General features: G+C 72.5%; 12 protein-coding genes. 7 read left to right on the top strand and 5 right to left on the bottom strand.

Annotated features, from left to right (window positions below):
• Positions 1-149: 149 nt before the first annotated feature.
• A complete protein-coding gene (locus OG429_RS17310; protein WP_328926216.1) occupies positions 150-833 on the bottom strand; it encodes a formylglycine-generating enzyme family protein in 684 nt (227 codons plus the stop codon).
• Positions 834-884: 51 nt separating this feature from the next.
• Positions 885-3995: an AfsR/SARP family transcriptional regulator gene (locus tag OG429_RS17305; protein ID WP_328926215.1), complete on the bottom strand. Its 3111-nt coding sequence runs from the start codon at positions 3993-3995 to the stop codon at positions 885-887.
• A gap of 132 nt (positions 3996-4127) precedes the next feature.
• Between OG429_RS17305 and OG429_RS17300 the strand changes: the two genes are divergently transcribed.
• The 3 genes from OG429_RS17300 (at position 4128) to OG429_RS17290 (ending at position 7256) form a co-directional block, all read left to right on the top strand.
• Complete coding sequence (locus OG429_RS17300) at positions 4128-5354, top strand: amidohydrolase family protein (RefSeq protein ID WP_328926214.1); 1227 nt, start codon at positions 4128-4130, stop codon at positions 5352-5354.
• Positions 5355-5560: 206 nt separating this feature from the next.
• Positions 5561-6409, top strand: coding sequence for a trypsin-like serine peptidase (locus OG429_RS17295; protein WP_328926213.1), 849 nt, complete (start codon positions 5561-5563; stop codon positions 6407-6409).
• Between the two features lie 31 nt (positions 6410-6440).
• The gene (locus OG429_RS17290) at positions 6441-7256 is read left to right on the top strand and encodes a DUF4037 domain-containing protein (RefSeq protein ID WP_328926212.1); all 816 of its coding nucleotides are present in this window, start codon (positions 6441-6443) and stop codon (positions 7254-7256) included.
• Positions 7257-7267: 11 nt separating this feature from the next.
• Here the strand turns inward: OG429_RS17290 and OG429_RS17285 are convergent, their stop codons facing one another.
• A complete protein-coding gene (locus tag OG429_RS17285) occupies positions 7268-7708 on the bottom strand; it encodes an NUDIX hydrolase (protein ID WP_328926211.1) in 441 nt (146 codons plus the stop codon).
• Positions 7709-7859: 151 nt separating this feature from the next.
• Here OG429_RS17285 and OG429_RS17280 point away from each other — a divergent pair, with 151 nt between their 5' ends.
• A complete protein-coding gene (locus tag OG429_RS17280) occupies positions 7860-8729 on the top strand; it encodes a L,D-transpeptidase family protein (protein ID WP_328926210.1) in 870 nt (289 codons plus the stop codon).
• Here the strand turns inward: OG429_RS17280 and OG429_RS17275 are convergent.
• A complete protein-coding gene (locus OG429_RS17275; RefSeq protein ID WP_328926209.1) occupies positions 8701-9393 on the bottom strand; it encodes a transmembrane-type terpene cyclase in 693 nt (230 codons plus the stop codon). The two genes, OG429_RS17280 and OG429_RS17275, sit on opposite strands and share 29 nt — an antisense overlap.
• A 10-nt stretch (positions 9394-9403) precedes the next feature.
• The gene (locus OG429_RS17270) at positions 9404-10318 is read right to left on the bottom strand and encodes a hypothetical protein (RefSeq protein WP_328926208.1); all 915 of its coding nucleotides are present in this window, start codon (positions 10316-10318) and stop codon (positions 9404-9406) included.
• Positions 10319-10489: 171 nt separating this feature from the next.
• Between OG429_RS17270 and OG429_RS17265 the strand changes: the two genes are divergently transcribed.
• The 3 genes from OG429_RS17265 to OG429_RS17255 all read left to right on the top strand — a co-directional run bounded on the left by OG429_RS17265 (position 10490) and on the right by OG429_RS17255 (position 13472).
• Positions 10490-11437 carry an LLM class F420-dependent oxidoreductase gene (locus tag OG429_RS17265; protein ID WP_328926207.1) on the top strand — a complete coding sequence of 316 codons (948 nt, stop codon included), beginning with the start codon at positions 10490-10492 and terminating at the stop codon, positions 11435-11437.
• A gap of 11 nt (positions 11438-11448) precedes the next feature.
• A complete protein-coding gene (locus OG429_RS17260; protein ID WP_328926206.1) occupies positions 11449-12234 on the top strand; it encodes an SDR family NAD(P)-dependent oxidoreductase in 786 nt (261 codons plus the stop codon).
• Between the two features lie 116 nt (positions 12235-12350).
• Positions 12351-13472, top strand: a complete 1122-nt coding sequence (locus OG429_RS17255; protein WP_328926205.1) for an LLM class flavin-dependent oxidoreductase — start codon at positions 12351-12353, stop codon at positions 13470-13472.
• Positions 13473-13582: the final 110 nt, after the last annotated feature.

The raw sequence follows: 13582 nt of genomic DNA, 5'->3' as shown, positions 1-13582 counted from the left end.
GAGGATCGCCGAACGGGTAGTCCTCCAACCGACCCGGATGCCCCCCGACGCGCCGGGTCGATGCACTAATACTGTCGTGGGGCGATAAACGAACGATGAACGCCTCATTCATCGGACGTCGACCTGACGCCGACCTGCTCCGTCGCAGGTCAGCGCCTTGCGGAGCGCGCCAGGCGGAAGCCCACGTCGTCGACCCGGAAGGTCGGGTGGCTGCGGCGCCGCGCCGAGGCCCGGCAGCTCCAGTGCTCGTCGAACCAGCCACCGCCGCGCAGCACCCGGTAGGTGCCGTAGACCTCGGGGTCGTAGACGTCCCAGCACCAGTCCCAGACGTTGCCGAGCATGTCGTGGAAGCCCCACGCGTTGGGCCGCTTGCCGCCCACCTCGTGGATGCGCTCCTGCGAGTTGCCCCGGTACCAGGCGATCTCGTCGAGCGGCCCGTAGTGCGGTCCGGTCGTACCGGCACGGCAGGCGTGCTCCCACTCGGCTTCGGTCGGCAGCCGGTACCCGTCGGCGGACGCGTCCCACTCGACGCCGACGCCGGCGCCGGCGCCGAGCTCCTCGCCCTCGGCATCGAGCCGGTACGCGGGCGTGAACCCGTCCTGCCGGGACAGGGCGTTGCAGAACCGCACCGCGTCCCACCAGGAAACGCCCTCGACGGGCAGCCCGTCCCCCTGCCCGCTTCCCGGCCGCTCCCCGGTGACCCGCGCGTACAACGCCTGGGTGACCGGGAACGCCGCCAGCCGGTACGGCGGGACCTCGACGGTCCAGCTCCGCTGTGTCCGCCGGTCCGACAGCGTCACACGCCCCGGCGGGACGGCGATCAACTCGTTCATATCGTTCCTCGTGCTTGTGCCCGTTCCGGTACCGGTGCCGGTGCCCAAGGGTCAGGCCGCGAGCTCCGAGGCCAGCAGGGCCTGCACTTCGGCCAGTTCGGCCGATCCCAGCTGCCTGAACACCGTCTCCGCCTCCCGCCAGCACGCCCGCGCCCGGTCCGTCTGCCCCAGCTGCCGCAGCGCCCTGCCCAGCACCGTCAGCACGGTCGCCCGCCGCCACTCGCCGCCGATCCCGCGCAGCGCGATGGCCTGCTCGGCGTGCGAGGCGGCCAGCGTCGGCCGGCGCGCGGCCAGATGGGCCTCGGCGAGCCTGAAGTGGGTCACGCCCTCCCACAGCGGCTGGCGGTTGTCGTGGAACAGCGACAGCGCCTCGGCGAGCTGCGCCAGTGCTTCGCCGAGCCGGCCCGCCTGGGTGAGGGCGATGCCGAGCGCGTAGCGGCCGTTGGCCAGCCGCAGGGTCAGCCCCATCCGGTCGTAGATGGCGATGCCCTGCTGGGCGAGGTCTATCGCGCTGGCGAGGCGGCCCAGCTCCACGTGGATGCGGGAGAGGTTGCACAGCGCGCTGGCCTCGCCGATGTTGTTGCCGTCGGCGCGGAAGTTCTCGATGGCCTCCAGCAGGTACCGCTCGCCGTCCGCGTGCCGGCCCTGGTAGAGGGCGATGATCCCGCGGTCGTTGGGCGCCCAGCAGCTGGGCAGCGGGTCGCCGGCCTCGCGGGCGAGCGCCGTGGCCTGGCGGGCCTCGTCGTCGGCCTCGGCGAATCGGCCGGTGAAGAGGTGGACCATGGTGAGGGTGGTCCGGGCCCGCCCCTCCGAGCGCGGGTCCTGCGCGGCGTGTGCGGCGTCGCGCAGGGCCATGGCGGCCGACTCGTACTGCTTGGAGTTGGCTCCCGACTCGGCGAGGTCCTTGGCCGCCCACAGCAGGTCCACGGCCCGGCGCAGGACCTCTGTCTCGTCGGTGCGCGCGGAGGCCTGCCGTACGCACGCCAGCAGCGGGTCGGCCTCGGCGTACAGCCAGTCCAGGGCGGCGCGCGGCTCGCCGAAGACCAGCCCGGGGTAGTTGGTGTCGGACAGGTGCGCGGGGAGGCGGTCGCCGGGGCGTTCCAGGGCGTAGACCCCGGAGGCGGTGGCCAGGTAGAAGTCCAGCAGCCGGTCCAGGGCGGCGTCGCGCCCGCCCGGCGGCTGCTCGTCGCGTTCGGCGCACGCACGCGCGTAGAGGCGTACGAGGTCGTGGAAGCGGTAGCGGCCGGGGGCGGCCGATTCCAGGAGGGAGCAGTCCACTAAAGCTTCGAGGAGGTCCTCGGTGTCGTACTCGGGCAGGTCGAGCACGGCGGCGGCCGCGGACAGCGAGATGTCGGGGCCGTCGGCGAGGCCGAGGAGGCGGAAGGCGCGCTGCTGGGCCGGCTCCAGCTGGCCGTAGCCCAGCTCGAAGGTGGCCTTGACGGCGAGGTCGCCGGTCTGGAGCTCGTCGAGGCGGCGGCGTTCGTCGGCCAGTTTGGCGGCGAGGATCGACACGGTCCAGGTGCGGCGGGCGGCGAGGCGGGAGGCGGCGATCCGGATGGCGAGCGGCAGGAAGCCGCAGGCGCCGACGACGTCGAGGGCGGCCTGCCGTTCGGCTCCGACGCGCTCGGCCCCGACGATCCGGGTGAAGAGCTGGAGGGCCTCCTCGGGGCTCATCACGTCGAGGTCGACGAGATGGGCCCCGGCGAGGCCCGCCATGCGGACCCGGCTGGTGACCAGCGCGGCGCAGCCCGCCGTGCCCGGCAGCAGCGGGCGGACCTGGGCGGCGTCGCGGGCGTTGTCGAGCAGGACCAGGACGCGGCGGCCGTCGAGGGTGGAGCGGTAGAGCGCGGCGCGGTCGGCGGGGGAGTCGGGGATGGCGGTGTCGGGGGTGCCCAGCGCGCGCAGGAACGAGCCGAGGACGGCCTCCGGCTCGGCGGGGCGGGCCTCGGTGCCCTGGAGGTCCACGTAGAGCTGGCCGTCCGGGAAGTGCGGGCGGGCGGCGTGCGCGACGTGCACGGCGAGGGTGGTCTTGCCGACGCCGCCGATCCCGGCGAGCGCGGAGACGGCCATGACCTGGCCCTCGGCGCCGCCGGAGAGGATGGCGCCGAGTTCGTCGACGAAGCTGGTGCGGCCCGTGAAGTCGGGCACGGTGGCGGGCAGCTGGGCCGGCCTCACATGGGCGGCGGCGGCCGCGGGGGCCGGGTCCTCGGCGCGGGCCAGGTCGGCGTCGGCGTTGAGGATGCGCTGCTGGAGGGCGGCGAGTTCGGGGCGCGGGTCGACGCCGAGTTCGTCGGCGAGGAGCCGGCGGGTGTCGGCGTAGACGGCGAGGGCCTCGGCCTGCCGACCGCTGCGGTAGAGGGCGAGCATGAGCAGCTCGCGCAGGCGCTCGCGCAGCGGGTGGGCGGCGGTGAGCGCGGTGAGTTCGGAGACGGCCTCGGCGTGGTGGCCGACCTCCAGGTCGAGGTCGAGGCGGGTCTCCAGCAGTTGCAGGTGCCACTCGGCGAGCCGGGTGCGCTCGGTGGCGGCCGCGGGGCCGGGGACTCCGGCGAGGGGCTCGCCGTCCCACAGGTCCAGGGCGCGGGCCAGCAGCGTACGGGCGAGGGCGCGGTCACCGGCTTCGCGCGCCGTCTCGGCGTCGGTGACGAGGCTGCGGGCGACGCCGAGGTCGAGGGTGGCGGTGGAGCGCAGCCGGATGGCGTACCCGCCGGACTCGGTGACGAGCAGCCCGGGGTCGAGGACCTTGCGCAGGCGGGAGGCGTACGTCCGGATGGTGGCGAGGGCCTGCTGCGGCGGGTCCTCGCCCCAGATGGCGTCGATGAGCTCGGGCGCGGTGGCGGTGCGGCCGTCGCGCAGCAGGAGCGTGGCGAGCAGGGCGCGCTGCTGGGGGGTGCCGGAGGGCAGTGCTTCGGCGCCGCGCCAGGCGCGGATGGGGCCGAGGACGGCGAAGCGGGACCCTGCGGGGGTGGGGGCGGGGGCCGAGGCCGTGGCGGCGCCGTCGGGGAACGCGGCGGCCGGTTTCGCGAGGGCGGCCGGGTCCGTGGGGGCGGCCGGGTCCGTGGGGGCGGCCGCGCGTGCGGGGGCTGCGCTCTTGCGGGTGGTCCGGGATGCCTCGGGGTGGTTCCGCGGGTTCCGCGGGTGCGGGATGGCCGGTACGCCGTCCATCTGTCGTCCCCCCTGCCTTCCGTCGGTGTAATGGTCAGTCTGCCCTGTCTCGCGCGTACACGTCAGCCCGTCCCGGGCCGATCGGCCTCCAACTAGCTGACGACTCGTCAGATCAGCGCTACCGTATGGGCCATGGAGACCTTCCCGAAGATCATCTCGGTGGACGACCACACGGTTGAGCCCCCCCACGTCTGGCGGGACCGGCTCCCGTCCAGGTACAAGGACACCGGCCCGCGGGTCGTCCGCGCCCCCTTGAAGGAAATGACCTTCCTCGGCGGCAAGTTCGCTCCTGTCATGGGGGCCAAGGGTGACGACGGCCCGATCGGCGACTGGTGGGTGTACGAGGACCTGCACCGGCCGCTCACCCGCCTCGACACCGCTGTCGGGTACGACCGCGACGAGATCAAACTGGAAGTCATCACCTACGAGCAGATGCGCCCGGGGTCCTTCTCGGTTCCCGACCGTCTCGCGGACATGGACGTCAACCACGTCCAGTCGGCGCTCTGCTTCCCCACCTTCCCGCGCTTCTGCGGCCAGACCTTCACCGAGGCCAAGGACCGTGAGCTGGGGCTGCTCGGCGTCCGGGCGTACAACGACTGGATGGTGGAGGAGTGGTGCGGCCCGGACGCGCGGGGCCGGCTGATCCCGCTGACCCTGATCCCCCTGTGGGACGCCCGCCTCGCCGCGGCCGAGGTCCGCCGCAACGCGGCGCGCGGCGTCCGGGCGGTCGCCTTCTCGGAGATACCCCCGCACCTGGGCCTCCCGTCCATCCACACGGACGAGTGGGACCCCTTCCTCCAGGCGTGCGACGAGACCGGCACGGTCATCGCCATGCACATCGGCTCCTCGTCCCGCATGCCGTCCACCTCGGCGGACGCCCCGCCGGCGGTCGGCTCCACCATCACCTTCGCCAACTGCTGCTTCTCGATGGTCGACTGGCTGATGAGCGGCAAGTTCGAGCGCTTCCCCAACCTGAAGATCATGTACGCGGAGGGCCAGATCGGCTGGATTCCGTACATCCTGGAGCGCGCGAACGTGGTCTGGGAGGAGAACCGCGGCTGGGGCGGCGTGGCCGACAAGGTCCACCGCCCGCCGTCGGAGCTCTTCGCGGAGCACGTCTTCGGCTGCTTCTTCGACGACGCCTTCGGCTTGAAGAACCTGGACTCGATCGGCGTCGCCAACGTCCTCTACGAGACGGACTACCCGCACTCGGACTCGACCTGGCCGAAGTCCCGCGAGGTCGGCGAGGCCCAGATGGGCCACCTGCCCCCGGACGCGATCGACCGCATCGTGCGCGGCAACGCGATCGACCTGCTGGGCCTGACGCCGGAGGGCCTGTGGGCGGGGCCGGGGGCGTAGCCGGGCAGCCCGGGCGGAGCGGCCGGCACGGGCCCTGAGGTGCGCGGCGCCCCACTTCCGGTGGGGCGCCGGTGTCGCGGCCGTGGTCCCCGGCGACTTCGCCACGGCCCCGCAGGGCAGCGGGAGGCGGGGATCGGCCGATGGGCCCCTTGCAACCGAACCCGCCTCCGGGGCATGCTTCGCCAGGGCAAATCGGAAGGATCATCATGCCGGTGGACAAGCGGACCCTGGTGACAACGGTGCTGTGTGCTGCGGCGGCTCTGGGAGCCTCCGCCGCGGTGGCCGAGCTGGTGCCGCCGCCCGACGGGGCTCAGTCCGTGCGGGTGAAGGCGGGGCCGACGGGTTCGCCGACCGCGCCGTCACGTTCGCAAGCGGCAAAGCCTCAGCTCTCCACCCCGCCCGGGGGCTCGCTGCCGCCCGCCGTCACACCCCCGCCCGGTGGGCCCGCGGCCTTCACCGGCGCCCTCTTCACGGACGGTCTGGACAGCGATCACTTCTGCACCGCCACGGTGGTGCACAGCCCGGGCCGGAACATGATCGTCACCGCCGGGCACTGCCTGCTCGACGGACAACAGGGCAACGGCACCGCCGTCTTCGCACCTGCGTACGCGAATGGCCAGGCCCCGTACGGCACATGGAAGCTGGAGGAAGTCTTCGAGGACGGCCGCTGGGCCGAGGGTACGGACGACGACTACGACCTCGCCTTCGCCCGCCTGGCCCCCGACGCCAAGGGCCGCACCATCGAGAGCGTGACCGGCGCGGCCGTGCTGGACACCAGCGGCCGCGCGGGCGAGGAGGTCACCGTCACCGGCTACCCCGCCGACCGCAAGGTTCCCCGTACCTGCACGGCGGTCGCCGTCCGCGAGAGCGAGACCGAACAGCGCTTCGACTGCGCCGACTTCCCGGGCGGCACCAGCGGCAGCGCGTGGATCGCCCGCGACGGAAAGATCATCGGCATCCTGACGGGCGGCGACACCGACGACGTGTCGACCAGCACCGTCCTCGGTGACTACGCGGCCGCGCTGTACGCCAAGGCCACCGGCGCCAAGCGCTGACCCCGGGCAGCCACTCGGCAGAATCGTCCCCATGCAGAAGAAGATCGAGGACATGGCCGGCCGCCTGGCCGAGGTGCCCGGGGTCGTCGCCGTGCTGCTCGGCGGCAGCCGGGCGCGCGGGGAGCACCGGCCGGACTCCGACTGGGACCTCGGCGTCTACTACCGCGGCGCGCTCGATCTCGCCGCGCTCGGCGCGCTCGCCGGCCCCGGGGTGGAGGTGGCCGGGCCGGGCGGCTGGGGGCCGTGGGTCAACGGCGGCGCGTGGCTGACGGTCGACGGGGTGGCGGTGGACTGGATCCTGCGGGATGCGGACCGGGTCGGGCGGGTCTGGGAGGACTGCCGGGAGGGCCGGTACGAGGTGGGCGTGCAGGCGGGGCATCCGCTCGGGTTCTGGTCGCCCTGCTACGCGGGCGAGGTGGCGCTCGGCCGGGTGCTGGCCGACCCGAGCGGCGAGCTGACGGACCTCCGGCGGCGGACCGCGCACTACCCCGAGGCGCTGCGGCAGGCGCTCATGGCGGGTGCCTGGGAGGCGGAGTTCCTGGTCGCCGCCGCGGCGAAGGGGGCGGCCCGGGCGGACGTGCTCCACGTCTCGCTCTGCCTGTCCCGGGCGGTGGGCGTGCTGGTGCAGGCGCTGTACGCCGAGGACCGGCGCTGGTGCCTCAACGAGAAGGGCGCGCTGGCCGTCGCCGAGACGCTGCCGGGCGCGCCGCCCGGCTTCGGCCCGCGGGTCCGCGCCCTGCTGGGGGCGCCCGGCGCCACGGCCGAGCAGCTGGTGGCGACGGTGGCCGAGGCGCGGCTCCTGGCCGAGGAGACCGTCGCCGCGCTGCGGCCCTCGGCCGCCACCTGAGCCACCCACCCCTACGCGAGCAGCCCCAAGTGGACCGGTTCCGCCGGTGCGTTCGCCAGGAGGTCGGGCAGGCGCGGTGGCCAGAGCGGTTCACCGAGGGTGGCCAGGCGCTCCTGGGGCAGCCACTGCCAGTGGATGCCGGGGTCCTCCAGCACCGGCTCGCGGCGCGGGCCCGAGGTGAGGTAGATGTGCTCGTGCTGGCGGACGGGGATCCCCTGGTGCGTGAAGTCGTGCTCCCAGGTGCACAGCAGCCGCCCGGGCTCCAGGTCGGTCCAGCCGGTCTCCTCGCGGAGTTCGCGGCGCACGCACTCCTCGGGGCTCTCGCCGGGGTCCATCCCGCCGCCGGGCGGCAGCCAGTGGATGCCGACCTCCACGTTGTCCTCGCGGAAGAGGAACACCGACCCGGCGGGGGACAGGATGACAACACGCGCTGCGTGACGTGGAGTTCGCATCGAATCAGCGTACGCCCGTGATCCCTCGCAGGGGCATGCCCTGCGCCGGGCGGCGGCCCGATGGGTACGGGCCGGATTCCCGGTGGCAGACTTTTTGTCGGAAGCGCAGCGTTCAGCCGCGATGAAGACCGGCTGATGTACGGTCGGTTTGATGAGCAAGCACCGCCGAGCCCGCTCCCGTTTCCGTACCCGCACGCCTGCCCGACCTCGCAAGACGTCGGGCAGGTCCCGCCGCCGGGTGGTCCTCGCCGCCGCCCTCGGCCTGGTGACCTTCGCCGCGGGCTGGGTGTACGCCGTCGACCAGAAGGCCGTCGGCAGTGTGTCGCAGGCGCGGGCGGACCACCGGCCGCCGGCGTCGGACCGCGCGGCGCGCGACGCCCACCGCGACGCGCCCCGCGACACCCCCCGCGACGCGCCCCGAGACGTCCTCCAGGGCCTGACCGGCATCAGCGAGCAGACGCTTGCACGGATCCCGGCCGAGTCCCGTCAGCTCGTCCTGGTCACCGGCAAGGCCCCGGACTCCTCGGAGTCCACCGCCACGCTCTACACCCGCCCGGCGGCCGGCGCCGACTGGGCGCGTGTCGAGAGCTGGCCGGCCCGCAACGGCGCGAAGGGCTGGTCGACGACCGAGGAGCGCACGTACGGCGACCTGACCTCTCCGCGGGGCGTGTTCGCGCTGACCGACGCGGGCGGCCTGCTGGCGCCGCCGTCCGGCACCCGGCTCCCGTACGACAAGGACCGCGCCTTCGTCGCCTCGGGGCGCGGGGTGAACGGCGAGTCCCTGGCGGGGTCCTTCGACTACGTCGTCGCCATCGACTTCAACCGCCGACCGGGCCGCTCGCCGCTGGACCAGGCCAAGCCGGAGGGCGAGGAGAAGGGCGGCAACATCTGGCTCCACGTGGACCACGACGGTCCCTCCCAGGGGTGCGTCGGCATCCCGAAGGAGGCGATGAAGAAGGTCCTGGAGACCCTCGATCCGGCGGCGAAGCCGGTCATCGTGATGGGTCCGGAAGGCTTCTGACCGGAGCGGGGGCCGAAGCCGCCGCCTCTGCCCCAGCCTCTGACTCTGCCCGGTCCGGGCGGCGGCGGTCTCGGAGCAGCAGCCCGATGTAGACCAGGTCGAAGACGCTGCACAGGAGACCGAGCCCGAGGACGAAGGGCGAGTGCTCCAGTACGCCGAACAGCAGGGTCGGGGCCAGCGTGCCCAGCCACTTGGCGACGGCGATGGTCGGGGACTGCCCGCGCGGCCCCTGCCGGGCGGCGTAGAGGCCGATGAACAGGCCGGACATCAGCAGGTTCTGCAGGAACGCCGAGTAGCGGGAGGCGTCGTGCGCCCCGAAGTGGGCGAGGAACAGCCCCTGCACGGCGAACCCGGTGGCGAACACCAGGACCGACCAGGCGGCGAAGAGCGGACGGGTCACGAACCGCGGGAGCTCGGGCCGCCCGAACCGCAGGTAGGTGGAGATGATCACGATGTCGGCGGCCGCCCACACCACGTTCACCACGCCCTGGGGAGAGACCCCGGTCGCGAAGTCGCGGACGGCGTAGACCGACTCCCAGGCGAAGTTCAGCGCGAGCGCGGCCAGGGGCATCGCGTACGTCCGGTCGCGCAGCCCGACGCGGATCGCCTCCACGTACACGACGGTCCAGGCGATCCCGCTGACCAGCGTGAGTATGAGGTCCATCCGCCGCACCCTAGGGGGTCTCGTAGCTCTGGAACCAGTGGGTATCGAAGTACCGGGCCGTCGAGAAGGGGTGCCCGCGGTCGGTGAGCAGGCGGTGGACGAACTCGGCGGTCGTCCCGTCGAACCGCCGCCACGAGTCGGGGACGTCCTCCTTCATGAGGATGGGCCACCGGTCGGGGTCCGCGCCCTCGGTGAGCCAGAAGAACTGGTCGGCCTGCTCGGAGGAGGCCCACTCCAGCAGCCCGCCGGGGACCGGATACACCTCGTACGGTTCCCACAGGCCGCTGTCGTGCGACGCGGCCCACTCGCCCAGCCACTGGGTGTGCAGGACGATGTCATCGCTCCTGTACGGGGCGTCGGGTATGTGGAGCTGGAGGTATCCGTCGAAGGCGCCGTACCCGAACAGCTCGGCGAGCTGCTTGTAGTCGGCGGGCAGCGCGGTCCCGATCCGGGCCTCGACCGCCTCCCAGTCGACGGTACGCGCGCGGGTCGTGTCACATCCCGTGACGGCGACGACCCCGTCCACCCAGGACGTCACCTCCGCCAGGTCCGCCGCCGGATCCTCCCGCTCCGCGACCAGCGCCACGATCCGTACGCCGTCGTCGAAGCGGGCGGTGCCGCAGCCGATCCACCGGCCCGCGTGCGCCCACGCGCGCATCTCCACGATCCGTTCGCCGAACGGGGCCAGCAGCGGCAGCCCGGTCCGCGTGCTCACGGTCGGATCGGCGTACCCGCCCATGGCGAGGTTGCGCGGCTGTCCGTACCGCCCGCTGAGCGCCTCCTGGATCGAGTCGAGGCCGTTCTCGTCCGAGAGCGGCAGACACACGTGTCCCGCCGGGTGTCCTGCCTCGTCGCACGCCAGATCGCCCGTACCCGGCCAGGCCAGGTGGTGGACGGCCGAGAGGAGTTCTTCCTGTTCGTCCATGACGGCCATTGAAGCGGGCGCCACCGACAGCGGCGGGGCCGGACCCGTCGGACCCCTTGCCTGACGGATCGTCAGCTACGACGATGGCCCGGCACCGATATGACGAATCGGCAGACGCAGCAGTCGAGGCCGACGAAGCAGACGACTAGTCGAAGGCGAGGCGGGTCCGCCATGGCGCGCGTGTTTCCGGAAGGGCGGCTGGTCCACGGGATGCAGCTCCCGGTCCAGTCGCAGAGCACCATCTACGCCGAGCCCTGGGAGGCGTCGGCCACCGCCGCCGATCTCGCCGAGGTGGCGCGGGCCGCCGACCGGGCCGGCTTCGGCTACGTCGCCACCTGCGACCACGTCGCCATCCCGCGCCGGCTCGCCGGACCCATGAGCACCGTCTGGTACGACCCGGTGGCCACCCTGTCCTTCCTCGCCGGCATCACCGAGCACGTGCGGCTGCTGAGCCACGTCGCGATCCTCGGCCTGCGCCACCCGCTGATCAGCGCCAAGCAGTACGCCACCCTCGACCACCTCTCCGGCGGGCGGCTGATCCTCGGCGTCGGCGCCGGGCACGTGCAGGAGGAGTTCGAGGTCCTCGGCGTGGACTTCGCCCGGCGCGGAGCCGTCCTCGACGAGACCCTCGACGTGCTGCGGGCGGCGCTGGGGCCCGAGGAGTACCCGGAGTTCGAGGGCGAACTGTTCTCCTTCAAGGACCTCGGCCAGCTGCCCCGGCCCGCCCAGGAGCGGATCCCCGTCTGGGTGGGCGGCTCCTCGCCCGCCGCCGTGCGCCGGGCCGCCGTCCGCGGCGACGGCTGGCTCCCGCAGGGCGACCCGCGCTACAGGCTCCCGGCGCAGATCGCCCGTATCAAGGAGCTCCGCGAGGCGGCCGGAGTCACCGGGCCCGTCGAGTTCGGCGCGATCACCGAGCCGCTGTACGTCGGCGAGCCCGGCTGGGACACCGGCCGCCGCGCCCTCACCGGCAAGGCGGAGGCGCTCGCCGAGTCCCTGCGGGAGTACAAGGCGCTCGGCGTCGACCAGATCCAGGTCCGGTTCCGCAATCGCGACCGCGCCGAACTCGTCGACCAGATCACCGCTTTCGGGGCCGAGGTGGCCCCGCTTCTCAACGACTAGGAGTCGTGACCATGGGCAAGCTGGACGGGCGCGTCGTGATCATCACCGGCGCCGCACGGGGCCAGGGCGAGCAGGAGGCCCGCCTCTTCGCCGCCGAGGGGGCCAAGGTGCTCCTCGGTGACGTGCTGGACGAGCAGGGCGCCGCCGTGGCCAAGGAGATCGGCGAGGACCGGGCCCGGTACGTACGCCTCGACGTGAGCCGCGAAGAGGACTGGGCCGGGGCGGTCGCCGCCGCGAAGGAGGCCTTCGGCCCGGTCGACGGCCTCGTCAACAACGCGGGCATCCTGCGCTTCAACGAGCTGACCGCGACCCCGCTGGAGGAGTTCCAGCAGGTGGTCCAGGTCAACCAGGTGGGCGCCTTCCTCGGCATCAAGTCCGTCGCCCCCGAGATCGAGGCGGCCGGCGGCGGCACGATCGTCAACACCTCCTCGTACACGGGCCTGACGGGCATGAGTTACGTCGGCGCGTACGCCGCGACCAAGGCGGCCATCCTCGGCTTGACCCGGGTGGCGGCGCTGGAGCTGGCGGGCAAGGGGATCCGGGTCAACGCGATGTGCCCGGGTGCCGTGGACACCCCGATGGCCAATCCCGGCCTGCTGGACCCGGCGAACATGACCGACGAGGCCAGGGACGCGATGGCGGAGCTGTACAAGCGGGTCGTCCCGATGGGGCGGGTGGGGCAGCCGGAGGAGATCGCGAAGCTCGCCCTCTTCCTGACCGGCGAGGACTCCTCGTACATCACCGGCCAGCCCTTCGTGATCGACGGCGGCTGGATGGCCGGCGTCAGCATCCTCTAGCCACCTTCCAGTCATATCTGATGGAGCGTCAGGTATTGACGCTCCGCCCCCGCCGATGGAACAGTCGAGACATCGAATCTGACGCAACGTCAGAAATCAAAGGACGGTGAACCCCCTTGGAATTCGGGCTCTTCGTGCAGGGATACGTGGCCGAGTCACGGTCCAAGGTCGACCCCGAGGCAGAGCACAAGGCGCTGATCGAGGAGACCGACTACGTCATCCAGGCAGACAAGTCGGGCTTCAAGTACGCCTGGGCCTCCGAGCACCACTTCCTGGAGGAGTATTCACACCTCTCGGCGAACGAGGTCTTCCTCGGGTACCTCGCGCACGCCACCGAGCGGATCCACCTCGGCTCCGGCATCTTCAACCCGCTCGCGCCGGTGAACCACCCGGTGAAGGTCGCCGAGAAGGTCGCCATGCTCGACCACCTCTCCAAGGGCCGCTTCGAGTTCGGCACCGGCCGCGGCGCCGGCAGCCACGAGATCCTCGGGTTCCTGCCCGGCATCGAGGACATGAACGGCACGAAGGAGATCTGGGAGGAGACCATCGCGGAGTTCCCCAAGATGTTCCTCCAGGAGGAGTACGAGGGGTTCCAGGGCAAGCACTGGTCGCTGCCGCCGCGGAAGATCTTCCCCAAGCCGTACGGCAAGGCGCACCCGGCGATGTGGTACGCCGCCGGGTCCCCGTCCTCGTACGCGATGGCGGCGAAGAAGGGGCTCGGGGTCCTCGGCTTCAGCGTCCAGAAGGTCTCGGACATGGAGTGGGTGCTGGACCAGTACAAGACGGCGATCCAGGAGGCGAAGGCCATCGGCGCCTTCGTCAACGACAACGTCATGGTCACCTCGACCGCGATATGCGCCGAGACCCACGACAAGGCGGTCGAGATCGCCGTCAACGCCCACATGAACCGCTTCCAGTCGCTGGTCTTCCGCTACCACGACACCTTCCCGCGGCCGGAGGCCATCCCGCAGTGGCCCGAGCTGCTGCCCGAGTACAACGCGGAGATCATCGAGCTGCTGATCGCCGAGGAGCTGCTGATCTGCGGTGACCCGTCGGAGGTCCTCCAGCAGTGCAGGCGCTGGGAACAGGCGGGCGCGGACCAGCTGTCCTTCGGCCTGCCGACCGGGGTGTCGTACGAGGACACGATGACCACGATCAAGCTCATCGGCGAGCACGTGATCCCGGAGATCGACACGGACCCGGTCCACCGCACGACGCGCTTCCGCCAGGCCGTCTGACTCCCCCAGCTACCGCTGGGAGGGACCCCCAGGCGGGGAGAACGGGGACGGCGTCTTCCCGGACCGCCGTCCCACACCGGCCCCGGCCGGAGGTCATGCCGAGGCCGCGG

This window comes from Streptomyces sp. NBC_00190 (genome assembly GCF_036203305.1).
Classification (GTDB): domain Bacteria; phylum Actinomycetota; class Actinomycetes; order Streptomycetales; family Streptomycetaceae; genus Streptomyces.
Note: the sequence above shows the minus strand (reverse complement) of the source record. Positions and strands in the feature narration are given on the sequence as shown.